The following is a 14,659-nucleotide window of genomic DNA, read 5'->3' on the forward strand; positions in this document are numbered from 1 at the left end:
TATGACGCTATTTCAGCGTGCTCACCACCAGTTGGTGGCGGGCGTTGTAAAACTTACGGTAGGCCAGGTAGCAGGCGATAATGGTCGACAGGCTGGCGGTGGAAAGCAGCATAAAGGTCACCATAATCTGGTACTTAATGGCTTTCACCGGATCAATACCGGCGAAGATCAGACCGGACATCATGCCCGGCAGGCTGACCAGGCCGACGGTTTTGGCCGAGTCTACCGTCGGGATCAACGAAGCACGGATGCTGTCGCGGATCAGCGCAGCCGAGGCAAACTTCGGCGATGCCCCCAGGCTTAACATCTCCTGAATCTTCTGCTGATCGCTTTTGAAACGCTGCCCCAGATTGTTGTAGCACAGCCCCACCGCCACCATCGCATTACCGGCCACCATGCCGGAAATCGGAATCACCTGCATCGGGGTAAATTCTATCGAGCCGGTCAGCACCAGCACCACCAGCGTCAGTACCGCACCAGTAGTAATGGCGATAAACGATGTCATGAACGCATGACTGATATATTTACTGCGCTTTTGCGCGTTGTAAGCGGCGTTAAAGCAGATAAACAGCACCATCAGTACCGTCAGAATGGCGTTGTTCACATCAAAAATGTACTTCAGTACATAGCCGACGATAATCAGCTGCACCACCGCCCGGCAAATACTCCAGATAATGTCTTTTTCCAACGCCAACTTTTCTTTATGGCTGATGAAAATGGCGATCATCACCAATACCATCGACAGCACCAGGGACTCATTGCTGATATTATGCTGGTTCATCGTCTGTCTCCTGTGCGCTTGCACCGTGCGCACTCAGGGTAATCACATCATCCGCATGTTTTATTTCGTCTTTATCATGCGTGACCCACAGCACCGCCACGCCATGCTGCTCTACCAATTGATGAATAATTTCGTTTACGTTGCGCTTATTATCTTCATCCAACGCACTGGTAATCTCATCCAATAACAGCACCCTGGGCATAAATTGCAGGTTACGGATCAAGGAAATGCGCTGTTTCTCCCCACCGGATAATTCGTTCACGCTTTTTTTCAGCATATTTTCCGGCAGCCCAAAGCGCACCAGATCGGCCTGCATTTTTTTCTCGTCCGGTTTTTGCTTCCGGATCTGGTAGGGCAGCGCAATATTGTCATACACGCTGTCGCCAAACAGCGAAGGGGTTTGAAAACAGTAAGATACCTGTTGGCGATATTCTTCCGGTGGTATTTCGGTGATGGCTTTGCCGGCAAAGATAATTTTTCCACGGGTCGGGTCGATCAGCGAAGAAACGATTTTAAGCAAGGTACTTTTTCCGCAGCCAGATGGCCCGGTAATCAGTTTAAATTCTCCCGGATCCAGGTTGAAAGACACCGAATCCAAAATAACCTGCTCACCTATTTGATAATGAATATCATCCAACAACAGTATTTCTTTGCTTTCCTTCATTATAAAACCGCATTCCTCATAAAAATATTGGCGCTCAGGCCACCAGTATAGAGCTTAAGAAAATGCACTGACAATGGTTGGTCATTAACCGTAACAAAGGCGTCGGGCTGAGGGGCATTTCGCCCCATCAGCCCTATAAATATCTGCTGTGAAAAGTAGTCAAAACGGGAAAGGAATTACGCTTTTTTAGCTGATGTGCAAATATACCAGCGCAACGAATTATTGATGCTGCGATGGGTACAACTCACTTTACCCTCTTTTTCCAATGCCAATAGCAAGGTACGCGTAGTGTAAATATTCTCACCGCATTGATCCGCCAACTCCCTGGTTTTGGGCCAGTGTTCCGGCGCGGGTGGATGCTGTCCACCTTCCCCGGCCGCACGTTCCATACACAGTTTTCGTAACACGTTTAGCATATGCGACTTCCTGATTTCATATGTTATCGGCACCTTGGCCATCGCGTTCTCCTTGAGTTACTTTTGCCTGCTCCTGTCCTGCGGCAAGGCGTCGGCCACGCGCAGGGTATAAATCATGGTGGCCCCAGGTGGCATGGCCGGGGCTTTCATCGACATTACTGCGAATGTCGGCATATCCGGGGGGCGTTGGACAGCATCCCGTTAAAATAAGACCCACCGACTCTGGTAGCCTGGTTGATTAATATTCTTAAGCGATTTAATGCGTTGCTGACAAAACGCGATGCGTTACTCTCAGCCTTTTCATTAGGATTATTCTGTGAAACTTTTTTCACAGCTACGTTACCCGTGCTATTTTTCCAGCGCTGTTGAACAACGGTAAGCAGAACATTATCAACGCGACCTTAGCGACTGCAGAACGACGAGTTTAATCATTAATTCTGGTAATCATTCCGTTTATCATCCTTTAATTATCGCTTAGGTCATTATTATGTTTTGTGGGCCTTTTTTGATCTGCCAGACCAAGATTAATCCCAACCGGATAAATAACAAAAAATCGCTAGAACGGCGGATTTTGGTAATAATCACGCCCCATAGATATTGTTATAGATTTGTTAATATCAAAAAGAAACCCTCAGCCGTTATAATGAATAAAAGCCCTATTCCAAGCCAAAAAATCGGCATTGTGACCTTTAAAAACAACGAGTTAACTTTTAACTTATGATTAACAGGAAGAATTCATCATCTGCTGTCTGATGGCGATATTATCAAAACAATATTGTTAATTGTAGTGTGATGAGCAACTCTGCCGATCTAATATCTCGCATATTGCTATTTATGTAGTCATTTATTCTGCATAATATTTGTATACGATCTATTGATTTTCAATCATATATATTTCTTTTTCCTTTTGGATTTATATTCTGTATTTGACTTAAATTAATAAAATGTATTTCCAAGCGAGCCTATTATTTGCAAGAATAATCCCAGCAAAACGCCACGGCGATTTACCTGTTTTTATTTTACGGATTTTGCCTATACGACTTCCCAAACCTTTCGTTATTTACCCATAAATAACGGACGGTGGCGTATTGCCCAGAGCAAAAGGATCTGGCTCCAACTACCACGTCGGTGACATGAGGTTGCCGCCGTTGTGGGGGATTTAGATGTGCTGTTCTTTTTATTTAAATACTCTCTACAGGAAATTGAGAAATGAAACTGAATAAATTAATGCTGGCAACCGTGATTGCTTTCGCTTCTGCATCTGTTGCTCACGCCGCATCTAACCAGGGCAGCGGTAAAGTCACTTTTACCGGTGAAATTATTGATGCGCCATGCAGCGTAGCACCGGGTTCTGTTGAGCAAACCGTGCCAATGGGTCAAATCAGCAGCCGTCTGTTGGCCAAAGAGGGTAAATCCAGCTCTGAGCCATTCAGCATTGAACTGAAAGATTGTTCTGTATCGACCATGAATAACGTCAAAGTGACCTTCACCGGTACACCGGACTCAGATAACAACAAATTGCTGGCTCTGAACGGCACCGCCACCGGCGCTGGCATCATGATCTACGACAACCTGCACTCCAAAGACGTTGAACTGGGCACCGCGACCGATGGTCAGGGCCTGACCGAAGGCAATAACTCTCTGAAATTTTCCGCCTATCTGCAAGGCAGCAGCGCTTCTGGCGCCGTGGTTCCAGGCGAGTTCACCAGCGTTGCAAACTTCACCCTGGCTTACCTGTAATCCCTGGCTGGGGATACCCCTGCGGTATCCCCGCTTTGCCTGCACGGACATTGGGTTACGGGACCAACGGCAACAGGGAGAGCCGGCATGACGAACCAGATTTGGGGTGTATTGCTTATTGCGCTCAGCGTTTGCAGCGCAGAAGCGACGGCAAAAAATCAGGGCCACGGCACGCTCAACCTGGGTGGCGAGATCGTCGAAACCCCCTGCGGGATTGCCAGTGAAAGCCTGGATCAAACTGTTGATTTCGGGCTGATATCCATGACCGATGCCGCGTTGGGCGCACAGCCGGTACTGATTGGCAGCCGCCGCAACGTTGAGATCAAGCTGGTGAATTGCGAGCTGGCAAGCCAGGTCAAACCCGACTTTATCTACCGCGCAGCCACCGTCACCTTCGACGGTACGGCTGATAGCCGGGATCCCGCGTTATTGGCGGTTTATGGCGAAGCGCAAGGCGTGGCTATTGAGCTACTGACCGCCGCCGGCACCCCGATACCACTGGGCAGCACTACGGCGGATTACCAGATAGTCGCCGGTGACAATACGCTGCGCTTTAGCGCTCAGCTACGTATCCACCCTGACAGGGCCCGAGCCGGCGGATTCAGCTCTCTGGCGAAATTCACCCTGTCTTATCTGTAACGCCTCGTTAGGCGGGTACCGCCATCAGGTACTGAATGACATCACGTATTACGTTTTCAGGTCGTACAGGATGACCTGCTATTGGGCGCGGATTTGCCATGAGTGATTATGCTATGACGTCATTACTGACACGGAAAAAAATACCCCTCACCGTCATTCTATCTTTCCTCTGGGTGCATCCGGCTTTTTCCGCCACGGAATTTAATACCGACGTATTAGATATTGCCGATCGCAGCAAAGTGGATTTATCGCGTTTTTCCGATGCTGATTACGTCATGCCCGGTACCTATCTGCTGGATATCAAGATCAACCAAAAGACCCTGCCGCAGCGCAGCATCCAGTATTATCCGTCGCCGGACCAAAAGGATCGTTCCCGCGTCTGTCTGCCGCCGGATCTGGTTGAAAAAATGGCTTTGAAAGAAGAAGTCGTCAAAAAAATAACCCTGTGGCACGACAACAGCTGTGCCGATATCAGCGGCATTAAAGGGGCGACCATTTCCGACCGCATCGGCGGTGGCGTGCTGGCGATCACTATTCCACAGGCCTGGATGAAATATTCCGATCCGGACTGGACGCCACCGGAACAGTGGGATGACGGCATTCCCGGCTTGTTGCTGGACTACAGCATCAGCGGCCAGATCGGCAAACAGAGCCACAATAATAACACCGCAGAAAACCTCAGCAGCTACGGAACCATGGGCGCTAACCTCAGCGCCTGGCGCCTGCGTGCCGATTATCAGGCTAACTACAACCAGCAGGCCGGTGAGCGTGACAGTAATTTCGACTGGAACCGGATTTACGCCTATCGCGCGCTGCCGATGCAGGCCGCCAAGCTGACCCTCGGCGAAATCTATCTTGACTCGGGGATATTCGACTCCTACCGCTTCACCGGTCTTAACCTGGCCAGTGACGAGCGTATGCTGCCACCAAACCTGCAGGGTTATGCGCCGGAAGTCCGCGGCATCGCCAAAAGCAACGCCAAGGTAACCGTGTCGCAAGAAGGCCGTACGCTGTATGAAACCACCGTGCCCGCCGGGCCCTTTGCCATTCAGGATCTCAACAGTTCGGTACGCGGCCGGCTGGATGTGAAGGTGGAAGAACAAGACGGCAGCGTTTCAACCTTCCAGGTAGATACCGCCACCATTCCTTACCTGACTCGCCCCGGCTATGTTCGCTACAACGTCGCCGTGGGCAAGCCCTCGGCTTACGATCACCGCACACAAGGGCCGCTGTTCTCCACCGGCGATTTCTCCTGGGGGTTAACCAGCGCCTGGTCGCTGTACGGCGGCGCGTTGCTCAGCGGCGATTACAACGCCTGGGCGCTCGGCCTGGGCCGTGACCTGAACGTGTTTGGCGCCATGTCGGCGGACGTGACGCAGTCTATCGCCCGCTTGCCCAATGAGCCGACCGCCAGTGGGCTGTCGTTCAAGGTCAACTACGCCAAACGCTTTGATGAGATGAACAGCCAGATCACCTTTGCCGGCTACCGTTTCTCACAGCGCAAGTTCATGAACATGTCGCAGTACCTGCAAGAACGCTACAGCGACTACGACGAACGCTACGACGGCCGCCAGAAAGAGCTGTACACCATCACCGCCAGCAAAACCTTTATGGCAGAAGACAACGCCAAGGCGATCACCGCTTACCTGACCTATGCGCACCAAACCTACTGGGATGCCAGGGCGCAGGATCGTTACGGGGTGTCCGCCAGTAAATTGTTCAGCGTCGGCAATGTCAGCAACATCACCGCCTCGCTGTCGGCCTATCGCACCACCTATCACGGCCGTACCGATGACAGCACTATGGTGAATTTCAGCGTACCGATTGGCGATCGTCGGCAACTGGGCTATTCGCTGCAAACCAGCAACAGTGACGTGACGCAGACCGCGTCTTATAACGACTACAGCGATCCGAACAACACCTGGCAGCTCAGCGGCGGCTTTAATCAGTCCGGCAAATCACTGACCAGCGGCTACTACAGCCATAACGCCTCGTTTGGCACACTCAATGCCAGTGCTTCTTACCAACAGGACAGCTATTCGTCGATCGGCGGTACTTTCCGCAGCGGCATTACCGCTACCCGACATGGCGTAGCCGCGCACCAAAATTCCAGCAACGGCGGCAGCCGGATGATGCTGGATACCGACGGCATCGCCGGGGTGCCGATCAACAACGGTCGCGCCTACAGCAACCGCTTCGGTCTGGCAGTGATCTCCGACATCACCAGCTACTACAACACCGACACCCGCATCGACGTCAATACCTTGGCGGACGACGTGGAGGCCACCCGGGCCGTGGTGCAGGGCACGCTGACTGAAGGTGCCATTGGCTACCGCCACTTTGAGGTGGTGAAAGGCAGCAAGTTGCTGGCCACCATCAAACTGGCTGACGGCAGTGAACCGCCGTTTGGTGCCACGGTGATGAGCGAACGCGGCCGTGAAGTGGCCGTAGTGAACGACGGTGGCTCGGTCTACCTGACCGGCGTGCAGCCGCAAGAGCAGCTGGACGTCGCCTGGGAAGGCCAGCGCCAGTGTCGCATTGTCATACCGACTGCCGCCAAGCCGCTGGACCAGCTATTGCTACCCTGCGCCAAACTGTAATCCGTAACACAGAGAATGAATGATGATGAACAACTTCCCGTTAGTAAAAATGGCCGCGCTGGGCCTGGTATTGACCACTGCAGCCCCTGTTGCCAATGCGGCGATATCGCTGGATCGCACCCGTGCCGTCTACCTCAGCGACGCGAAATCGATCAGTCTGAATATCATCAACGAAAACAAGGAACTGCCTTTCCTGGCGCAGTCCTGGCTGGAAAACGAGCAGCACCAGAAAATCACCTCGCCGTTGGTGGTATTGCCGCCATTGCAAAGGGTTGAAGCCAATGAACGCAGCGTGGTGCGCATCACCAAGACGCCGGAGGCCGACCGACTGCCACAGGATCGCGAAACAGTGTTCTATTTCAACCTGCGTGAGATCCCGCCGAAAAGCAGCAAAACCAATGTGATGCAGTTGGCGTTACAAACCCAGATCAAACTGTTTTACCGACCGAAGGCCATCGTCGCGCCAAAAGGCGAAGTGTGGCAGGAGAAACTGGTGTTCCGCAAAACCGACGGCGGCTTCACCATTGAGAACCCTACGCCGTTTTACATCACCCTGACCGGCATGACCCACCAGACCGAGAAACAAGGCGGTGGCGCACTCGGTGACTTTAAAGCGGTGATGCTGAAACCGAAGTCCAGCGAATCCGTCAAGCTGCGTGACAACGGGCTCAACAGCTTTGTCGTCAGCTATATCAATGACTACGGCGGCCACCCGGAGCTGCGCTTCGCCTGCAACGGTAGCGTCTGCAACGCCGTGCCCGATAGCAAAAAATAAGGAGATAGCGCATGGCTGAATTCACCGGCGGCCGCCTGCGGCCCCTGCTGCTCGGCGCGTTGCTGTTCACCGGCAGCGCCGCAGCGGCGACGCCACTGGGCGTGATCCAAGGCACCACCGGCACCGTCAGCTTTCATGGCGGCCTGCTCAGTTCCCCCTGCAGCCTGACGCCGGACAGCCAGGATCAGGCCATTGATTTGGGCGAGGTTAACGCGCGTGACTTCCAGAATGCCGGCGACCAAAGCACGCCGGTGCGCTTTCGCCTCTCTTTCCGCAACTGCCTGCTGGGGGCCAAAGCGCTGGCGGATAACCCGGCAGGGCAGCGCAACGGCGATGCCGGGCGGCTTTATTTACAGGGTGAGCAGACTGCCACGCTGGTGTTTCTCGGCGACAGCGATGTCAACAACCCGGAGCTGCTGAAACTTAACGGCGGCGTACAGGGCATCGGCCTGCGGCTCAAGGATCAGCAAGGCCGTGCGCTATCGCTCAACCAACAGAGTCGGCCTTACATTCTGCAGCCCGGCAGCAATACGCTGTGGTTCAGCGCTCAAATCGAATCCACACAGAAATATCCTCTGGCAAATCAATTCAACGGAGTGGTGCATGTTCAATTGGTCTATTTATAAACGCCTGCTGCTGTTGGGCAGTCTGACGATGCCGTTCAGCGTACAAGCTCTGGAATGTCATCTGGATAGCGCCAATGGCATTACAGAAGAAACCGAAGATATCGGTCAGTTAAAGATCCCGGCGACCCTACCGATCGGCGAACGGCTTTGGACCTCGCAGCCGATGAGCCGCAACGTAGTCTGCTGGGGCTACCCCAACGTGCCAAAAGGGGAATGGGTTTATTTCTATCCGAACCCGGATAAAAAACTGTTCGCCCCGGGCATTTCCATGGGCGTCATTTATAACGGCACTGACCTGGGTCTGATCACCACCGCGACTCAAACAGATATGTTCCGCAAACCCAATCAAAAGGAACTGGGCCACGTCAACTATCAAGTCTATCTGCAAAAAACCGGAGACATCACGCAGGGGGGATCCAGCCAGATTTCGATCTTTCAACTGGATGGGGTCAAGGGCCTCAATAATAAGCCGGGGAAAAATTACCGGTTTACCCTGACCGGTCTTGACAAGATCCAGGTGATCCAGTGTTCCGCATCGGTAGAGCTCACCACACCCGAAGGTGTCAACTTTGGTGATGTCCCGAGCTGGAAACCCAATGCCGGCACGGTAGCGAGTAAAGATTTTACCGTACTGATCCGTAAAAATGGCTGCAGTGACAAGTTCTCACTGAACGCTAACTTTATGGTGAAAAGTGGTTCGTTAGTCGATGCCACCGGCCTGGATATGGATAACGGCTCGGCGTTGCGCATTTACGACAACACCAACCCCAAGTGGATAAAATACAACCAGTTCGACAGTTTTGCCGATATGACTAATCGCGATCAGGTACAGAAATCATATACCGCGTCGTTGCAGGCAACCGCCGAAGGAAAGGAGGGCGACTTTCATAAAACCCTTATTTTGCTGATTAACTACATTTAATGGCGGCTGAAATGAAAAAATACGCTGTTATTACCACCTTGTGCAGCATCAGTTATTTATTTTCCTGCACAGCGGCGGCAGAAAATAAAGAAATCGATTTTTTCGGCACTGTGGTAAGCCGCCCCTGCAATATTGAGCCGCAGTCGGCCGATCAGGTGGTGGAAATGGACACGGTGATCGTCAAAACCCTGTATCGCTATGGGCATAGCAACCCGGTGCCGTTCAACATCAAGCTGACCGACTGCAAAACGGCGGTGTTCAAAACCGTCACCGTTACCTTCAGCGGTACCGAAGACAGCGAGCTGCCGGGCAAGCTGGCGATCAATAACGGCACCAACGGCGCCGCTATCGCCCTGTTTGACAGCAAGGGGGCGGATATTGATTTGAACCAGACCTCCAGCGCGGTGGCATTGCAGGAGGGTGACAATATTTTGAATTTCACCGCCCATGTGCAGGGTCATCCCAGCGCAATCCAGAATAAAACCATTACCGAGGGCGAGTTCAGCTCGGTGGCCAATTTCGTGCTGGCCTATCAATAAGCCCGGCATCTGCAGGAAGAAGTGATGATATCCAAATCCAAAACAGCCTGGTTATTCGGGCTGGCGGCGTTTTATTGCCTGATTGCCATGCATATTTACTGGCCCAATCGCGGTGGCAGCGGTTTTTATCTGCCGTGGAATCTGGTTGGTGGGATATTTATCGCCCTGACTATCCTCGGCACCCTGGTGTTTTGCCGACCGCCGCTGGCGGTCTCCGGCTTTTTTAACCGGCTGGCGCTGGGTGGCCTGATTTTATTTTTGCCATTGCTGTGGACGCAACAGCCCTGGCTAAGCGAAGCCCTACCGCGCCTGATGGGGTTGGCACTGGGCATTATGGGCTACTTCGCACTGCTGCAGATCCCGCTCAGCCGCCAAGGGCGGCGCAGGCTGCTGACTCTGTTACTGGCGGCAACGGTGATCGAGGCCCTGTTTGGCCTGGTGCAATACAGCCTGCTGCAACCGGGTAACTGGATCGGCTATAACAGCCTGAAAAACCGCCCTTACGGCATCTTCCAACAGTGGAACCTGATGGCGAGCTTTATGGCGACCGGTCTGGCGCTGGCGCTGTATTTGCTCAGTAACCGTCGTCCTTTGTCGCGCATTCTGCAATGGCTGAGCACCGCCATATTGGTGCTGGCACCGCTGTTGCTGGTGGTTATTGCCTCGCGCGTCGGGCTGCTGGCCGCCCTGCTGCTGTCACCGCTGCAACTGTGGATGCTGTACCGTCTTAATCGCCGCCGCGCCACCCTTTCCCTGTTGCTGCTGCTGACCGGGGTAGCCGCCGGATTACTGTTGGTACTGATCAATGGTGCGACGCGGGCGGTCACAGTGGCAGACCCCATATTCTACCGCCTGGCTTATTGGCAAGAAGCGCTGCGCATGATCGCCGAACGCCCGTGGCTTGGCTGGGGTTACGGCCATTTTCAGCACGATTTCCTGCACCATTTCTACACCACCCATAGCAGCGGCATGGAAAGCGTCGCCATCAGCCACCCACACAACGAAATTTTGCTGTGGGGCATCGAAGGCGGTCTGCTGAGCCTGAGCGGCATTGCCATGATCGGTTGGGGATTATGGCGTTTACTGCAACGCATTCGCGTCCTGCCGCTGCGCCCTGCCCCCTGGATGGCGGCGCTGCCGATCCTGTTGCATATGATGGTGGAGTACCCGCTTTATCTTTCCGCCGCCCACGCCGTACTGCTGCTGGCAATCTTGCGCGCGGGTGACGTACGCCGCCGTTGGCGATTAGCTCTCAGGCCACAGCAGACACTGCGTCTGCTCATCGGTGCTGCAGCCTTACTGATCCTGCCCTATCTGCTCAACGGTCTGCACAGCGCGCTGATCGTTACTGCGGTAGAGAAAAGCGGCCTGCGGCAGTTTGGCCCCATGAGCCGGGTGATGACGCCGACGCCGTGGCAGGTACGTTATGACTACGACGTTCAATTACAGCGGCTGCTGCAATATCCGCAAACCCGCGATGTCGCCACGCTGCTCAATTACCGGCAATGGGCAGAAAACGAAATCCGCGTGCGGCCGGACGCCAATATCTACATCAATCTGGTGGCGGTCAGCAGCTTACTGCAACAACCCCAGCGGGCCGCCGCGCTGCAACATCAGGCTCGTCGACTGTTCCCGCAAGATATGCGTTTTGAGGAGTAATCATGCTTAATATTCAGTTCACCCTACTGGGCAGCGATAACTTTTATCAATTCGGCTTACGGCGACTGCTGGAAGAATATCTGTATGATCTGAACACCAGCAGCCGTAGGTATCCGGCCTACCTGCAAAACCTGGAGCCGATCGAAATCGTGTTTCGTACTCTGGAAGATGCTTGCGGCTGCGCGCGTTGCTATCAAAGCCCGCACCAGACACCGCGTCACCGACAAATGACCGTATTGATCCTCGACGATCGCGACACCCGCTATTCGCACGCCCATCCGGCGCTGTTCAGCATCAACCGCCGTGACGCCACCGCGACGATCCGCTACAAATTGCAGATGGCGTTGGAACATTTTTGCCAACAGCCCTGGGTGGCACTGCATGCCAGCGGTATCTGGAAATGTCGGCAGTGTCGCATCGCCGCCCTGAGCAGTTGCGAAAAGAAGGTGCTGAAACTCATGAGTACCGGCATGTCCGCCTGCACTATCGCCGGTATGCTGCACCGCAGCCAAAAGACCATCAGCGCCCATAAGCGCTCGGCGATGCGCAAACTGAACGTGCACAAAAACACCGAGCTGAACAAAATGCTGTTAAATCAGATGGGATTAAACTGACCGTGGTTTCTTTTGCAGGAAGATCTCCGCCAGCATGCAGCGTGCGCCACCTCCGCCAAGATCTTCAATAATGTCAATTGGCCCCAGAGCCAACCGGGCATAGCCGCCAATCAGCGCCTGCTGCTGCGGAGTGAAACTGGCCCAGGCGCGGGTCGACATGGCATAGACCGGGCTGCCATCCCCGGCACGCAGTTCCAATACGTTGCAGGCAAATGCCTGCATCTGAACAAAACTGACGTCAATAATGGTTTTCCCGCTGCGTTCCAGCGTAGCGATCAGCACGCTTTTTTGCGCCTCGTTGCGGATGCTTTCAAGGCAAATAATGGCGTATTGCGCACCGACGCTCATCATCACATTGGTGTGATAGATCGGCTGATTATTAGCATCCACGGCGTCAAACCAGACAATCTGATACCCCGAGTGGCGCTCAAATTCGTGGCCGACCACCGGCGAGCTGCGGGACGACTGGCAGCAGTAAGCCAGCCGGTGTTGACGATCCAGGATCAGCGAGCCGGTGCCTTCCAGAAAGCGCCCGGCCAGTTCGTGGGCTGAAAGATCGACACGTCGTTCAACCACAAAGTCGTTGGCGAGCTGCGCGATAATGTCCTGGCGACGTTCCCGTCGTCGGTTCACGGCTTCCATCGGAAAGGTGAACAAGGAGCCGTCCGCCAACAGGGCAATCCAGTTATTGGGAAATAACGCGTCCGGCGTTTCCTGCCCGTCAATCTCATCAATCACCCTGACGTCGACACCGGCTTGCCGTAATGCATCGACGTAGCCGTTAAAGGCAATGACTGCCCCAGCCTTGTGATCCTCATGTTTCTCGGTGATTTTCTGGAAAAAATTGCTGTGCCGGGTTTCCGGATTAGCGGTAAAGCCAGACGGCCTGATCATAAAAACGGATTGGGTGGTTTGCATGTTATTTTTCACCGGGTTCAGGATTAGCCAGGGGCTGGCGCGACACCATTATGGATAATCAATTTGAAACCAGTCAGTGTGAAAAATGATTAAATTGCTCTATATTTTTACAAATCGCCATACATCAGTGACACATTGCCAACATGAATGATACCGATCGCCAGATCCTCGCGCTGCTGCGCGAAAACGCCCGAGCCTCCATCACCGAGATCGCCAACAAGGTGCGGGTTTCGCGCGCTACGGTACAAAAAAGAATTGAGGCGCTGGAAGCACAGGGGATCATCACCGGCTATACCATCCGCATCAAACCGGGCGTGGAGCATAACCGCATCCGTGCCTGGATGTGTGTGGCGGTAGAGGGCACCAAGGCACCCAGCGTGTTGCAGCAACTGCGCGGCGAGCCTTCGGTCTTCACCCTGCACACCACCAACGGCAAGTGGGACATTCTGGTGGAGATCCGCACCGACAGCCTGGAGAGCTTCGATAAAATTTTGGGCCGCATCCGGCGTATTGCCGGCATTGCCAGCACCGAGACCAGCATTCTGCTGTCGACACACAAGGCTTAACGGCTCACGGGAGGTTTGACTCCCCCAAATTTTGCACAGGCAATATCGCAGACGAAGTTATGACGAAAACAAGGCGCCAAGTGATGGCCGTTATTTAAACTCTTTATCATTACACCAATAGTATAAAGCGAAGATACTCATCCACAGGGTATAAAACCCGACAAAAGAAAGAACTGCGACGATAACGTCAATCAACTGCCCACAAGGCTGGACAATCTGCAATGTTGATTGATTGATAAACCATAGATTAAAAAAACTGGCAGCCGCAGCCAGCGGCCTACAGGATTTTCTGCTTGCCATAACACTCTCCATTTGCGTGTTATATTAAAACGAAACAGTAATTGATAGCGGTTACTTAAACTCTTCCCCCTTATGCCAAAAGTACAAAGCAAATATATTCATCGACAAGGTATAAAACCCGACAAAAGAAAGAACCGCGACAATGATATCAAAGACATCCCCACAAAACTGGGCAATATGCAATGATGACTGATTGACAATCCATAGATTAAATATACAAGAACCTACAGCGGACGGCATCCAGGGTTTCCTACTTGCCATGTTATCCCCTCTTTGCGGATTTTTATTAGATGTTCGGGTAAATACTACCCGAACATTATTTACCACTACCAATGGCACTGGCCATTTACACTGTTTGGATTGGCATCGCCCCCAAAAGCGCCCCGACCTCTGTCGCCATTATCATTATATGGACTGTTGCTGGGGTATCCTATTGCTCCTGCGATTCCTGCCATAATTCCCGCAGCAACTAATCCATATGGCCCGAATCTGGATGCGACTCCAGCTCCTGCACCAAGTAAACCTATGACAGCAGCATCATTTACTTGAGTTTTAGGTGCACCGCCACCATTACCACGCTGCTTGTTTCTGCCACCATTATCGGTGCGGTCTCCGCCATTATTTCCCCGGCCACCGGCTATCTGGTCTAATAAATCGCAACCAATAGTTTTCATTAACGGTTCCTTTTATTGGTATCGTTTAATTGACCTACACTTTATAATTCTATTTATTGTTAATCCGTATAACCCTCAAAAGCAAGTCAATCCCCATAAAATAAAACTACGGAGATCACATATTTTCAACGCTACATCTAAATCCATATAATTCTTTAATAATTAAACAATGAGTCATCAATGCTGAGAGGGGGATAATGGTTGGAGTTTTTTCAGTTTGATCACA

The 14,659-nt window shown here is 52.7% G+C and carries 16 protein-coding genes; 10 read left to right on the top strand and 6 right to left on the bottom strand.

All coding sequences use genetic code 11. The annotated features are described in order from the left end of the window. Window positions 1–7 precede the first annotated feature (7 nt). The 3 genes from fetB to OCH02_RS18755 form a co-directional block, all read right to left on the bottom strand. On the bottom strand, window positions 8–781 hold the full coding sequence (gene fetB, locus OCH02_RS18745) for an iron efflux ABC transporter permease subunit FetB (protein ID WP_153858400.1): 774 nt from the start codon (window positions 779–781) through the stop codon (window positions 8–10). Beyond that, entirely contained in the window at window positions 768–1,445 is a 678-nt protein-coding gene (gene fetA / locus OCH02_RS18750) for an iron efflux ABC transporter ATP-binding subunit FetA (protein WP_261432483.1), read from the bottom strand. Before fetA ends, fetB begins: the two co-directional genes overlap by 14 nt. 176 nt (window positions 1,446–1,621) lie before the next feature. Beyond that, the gene (locus tag OCH02_RS18755) at window positions 1,622–1,903 is read right to left on the bottom strand and encodes a FaeA/PapI family transcriptional regulator (protein ID WP_261432484.1); all 282 of its coding nucleotides are present in this window, start codon (window positions 1,901–1,903) and stop codon (window positions 1,622–1,624) included. 1,167 nt (window positions 1,904–3,070) lie between these two features. Here OCH02_RS18755 and OCH02_RS18760 point away from each other — a divergent pair. From OCH02_RS18760 to OCH02_RS18800, 9 genes are all read left to right on the top strand, one after another. Further along, complete coding sequence (locus OCH02_RS18760) at window positions 3,071–3,601, top strand: fimbrial protein (RefSeq protein ID WP_261432486.1); 531 nt, start codon at window positions 3,071–3,073, stop codon at window positions 3,599–3,601. An 87-nt stretch (window positions 3,602–3,688) separates the two neighbouring features. Continuing rightward, complete coding sequence (locus tag OCH02_RS18765; protein WP_261432487.1) at window positions 3,689–4,240, top strand: fimbrial protein; 552 nt, start codon at window positions 3,689–3,691, stop codon at window positions 4,238–4,240. A gap of 98 nt (window positions 4,241–4,338) precedes the next feature. Beyond that, on the top strand, window positions 4,339–6,840 hold the full coding sequence (locus OCH02_RS18770) for a fimbria/pilus outer membrane usher protein (RefSeq protein WP_261432489.1): 2,502 nt from the start codon (window positions 4,339–4,341) through the stop codon (window positions 6,838–6,840). A 49-nt stretch (window positions 6,841–6,889) separates the two neighbouring features. Further along, a complete protein-coding gene (locus OCH02_RS18775) occupies window positions 6,890–7,615 on the top strand; it encodes a molecular chaperone (RefSeq protein ID WP_261432547.1) in 726 nt (241 codons plus the stop codon). 11 nt (window positions 7,616–7,626) lie between these two features. Further along, the gene (locus OCH02_RS18780; protein WP_261432490.1) at window positions 7,627–8,241 is read left to right on the top strand and encodes a fimbrial protein; all 615 of its coding nucleotides are present in this window, start codon (window positions 7,627–7,629) and stop codon (window positions 8,239–8,241) included. Continuing rightward, window positions 8,219–9,163, top strand: coding sequence for a fimbrial protein (locus tag OCH02_RS18785; RefSeq protein WP_261432492.1), 945 nt, complete (start codon window positions 8,219–8,221; stop codon window positions 9,161–9,163). Before OCH02_RS18780 ends, OCH02_RS18785 begins: the two co-directional genes overlap by 23 nt. Window positions 9,164–9,174: 11 nt before the next feature. Beyond that, the gene (locus tag OCH02_RS18790) at window positions 9,175–9,702 is read left to right on the top strand and encodes a fimbrial protein (RefSeq protein ID WP_261432493.1); all 528 of its coding nucleotides are present in this window, start codon (window positions 9,175–9,177) and stop codon (window positions 9,700–9,702) included. Between the two features lie 24 nt (window positions 9,703–9,726). Continuing rightward, window positions 9,727–11,361 (top strand): PglL family O-oligosaccharyltransferase, encoded by a 1,635-nt coding sequence (locus OCH02_RS18795; protein ID WP_261432495.1) that lies wholly within the window; start codon window positions 9,727–9,729, stop codon window positions 11,359–11,361. Window positions 11,362–11,363: 2 nt separating this feature from the next. Further along, on the top strand, window positions 11,364–11,975 hold the full coding sequence (locus OCH02_RS18800; protein WP_261432496.1) for a response regulator transcription factor: 612 nt from the start codon (window positions 11,364–11,366) through the stop codon (window positions 11,973–11,975). On the opposite strand, the gene ctlX is transcribed toward OCH02_RS18800, so the two are convergent. Beyond that, window positions 11,967–12,893: a citrulline utilization hydrolase CtlX gene (gene ctlX / locus OCH02_RS18805; RefSeq protein ID WP_261432497.1), complete on the bottom strand. Its 927-nt coding sequence runs from the start codon at window positions 12,891–12,893 to the stop codon at window positions 11,967–11,969. The two genes, OCH02_RS18800 and ctlX, sit on opposite strands and share 9 nt — an antisense overlap. A 143-nt stretch (window positions 12,894–13,036) precedes the next feature. Here ctlX and OCH02_RS18810 point away from each other — a divergent pair, with 143 nt between their 5' ends. Continuing rightward, window positions 13,037–13,459, top strand: coding sequence for an Lrp/AsnC family transcriptional regulator (locus OCH02_RS18810; protein WP_153858414.1), 423 nt, complete (start codon window positions 13,037–13,039; stop codon window positions 13,457–13,459). Window positions 13,460–13,549: 90 nt separating this feature from the next. Here OCH02_RS18810 and OCH02_RS18815 read toward each other — a convergent pair whose 3' ends face one another. Both OCH02_RS18815 and OCH02_RS18820 read right to left on the bottom strand, forming a co-directional pair. After that, a complete protein-coding gene (locus OCH02_RS18815; RefSeq protein WP_261432499.1) occupies window positions 13,550–13,759 on the bottom strand; it encodes a hypothetical protein in 210 nt (69 codons plus the stop codon). 326 nt (window positions 13,760–14,085) lie between these two features. After that, on the bottom strand, window positions 14,086–14,433 hold the full coding sequence (locus OCH02_RS18820) for a hypothetical protein (protein ID WP_261432500.1): 348 nt from the start codon (window positions 14,431–14,433) through the stop codon (window positions 14,086–14,088). Window positions 14,434–14,659 lie beyond the last annotated feature (226 nt).

Source organism: Serratia quinivorans (assembly GCF_946227985.1).
Classification (GTDB): domain Bacteria; phylum Pseudomonadota; class Gammaproteobacteria; order Enterobacterales; family Enterobacteriaceae; genus Serratia; species Serratia quinivorans_A.

Bases quoted from the DNA above. Each gene is read 5' to 3' on its own strand.
- fetB (WP_153858400.1), bottom strand. From the start codon at position 781: ATGAACCAGCATAATATCAGCAATGAGTCCCTGGTGCTGTCGATGGTA.
- fetA (WP_261432483.1), bottom strand. From the start codon at position 1,445: ATGAAGGAAAGCAAAGAAATACTGTTGTTGGATGATATTCATTATCAA.
- OCH02_RS18755 (WP_261432484.1), bottom strand. From the start codon at position 1,903: ATGGCCAAGGTGCCGATAACATATGAAATCAGGAAGTCGCATATGCTA.
- OCH02_RS18760 (WP_261432486.1), top strand. From the start codon at position 3,071: ATGAAACTGAATAAATTAATGCTGGCAACCGTGATTGCTTTCGCTTCT.
- OCH02_RS18765 (WP_261432487.1), top strand. From the start codon at position 3,689: ATGACGAACCAGATTTGGGGTGTATTGCTTATTGCGCTCAGCGTTTGC.
- OCH02_RS18770 (WP_261432489.1), top strand. From the start codon at position 4,339: ATGAGTGATTATGCTATGACGTCATTACTGACACGGAAAAAAATACCC.
- OCH02_RS18775 (WP_261432547.1), top strand. From the start codon at position 6,890: ATGGCCGCGCTGGGCCTGGTATTGACCACTGCAGCCCCTGTTGCCAAT.
- OCH02_RS18780 (WP_261432490.1), top strand. From the start codon at position 7,627: ATGGCTGAATTCACCGGCGGCCGCCTGCGGCCCCTGCTGCTCGGCGCG.
- OCH02_RS18785 (WP_261432492.1), top strand. From the start codon at position 8,219: ATGTTCAATTGGTCTATTTATAAACGCCTGCTGCTGTTGGGCAGTCTG.
- OCH02_RS18790 (WP_261432493.1), top strand. From the start codon at position 9,175: ATGAAAAAATACGCTGTTATTACCACCTTGTGCAGCATCAGTTATTTA.
- OCH02_RS18795 (WP_261432495.1), top strand. From the start codon at position 9,727: ATGATATCCAAATCCAAAACAGCCTGGTTATTCGGGCTGGCGGCGTTT.
- OCH02_RS18800 (WP_261432496.1), top strand. From the start codon at position 11,364: ATGCTTAATATTCAGTTCACCCTACTGGGCAGCGATAACTTTTATCAA.
- ctlX (WP_261432497.1), bottom strand. From the start codon at position 12,893: ATGCAAACCACCCAATCCGTTTTTATGATCAGGCCGTCTGGCTTTACC.
- OCH02_RS18810 (WP_153858414.1), top strand. From the start codon at position 13,037: ATGAATGATACCGATCGCCAGATCCTCGCGCTGCTGCGCGAAAACGCC.
- OCH02_RS18815 (WP_261432499.1), bottom strand. From the start codon at position 13,759: ATGGCAAGCAGAAAATCCTGTAGGCCGCTGGCTGCGGCTGCCAGTTTT.
- OCH02_RS18820 (WP_261432500.1), bottom strand. From the start codon at position 14,433: ATGAAAACTATTGGTTGCGATTTATTAGACCAGATAGCCGGTGGCCGG.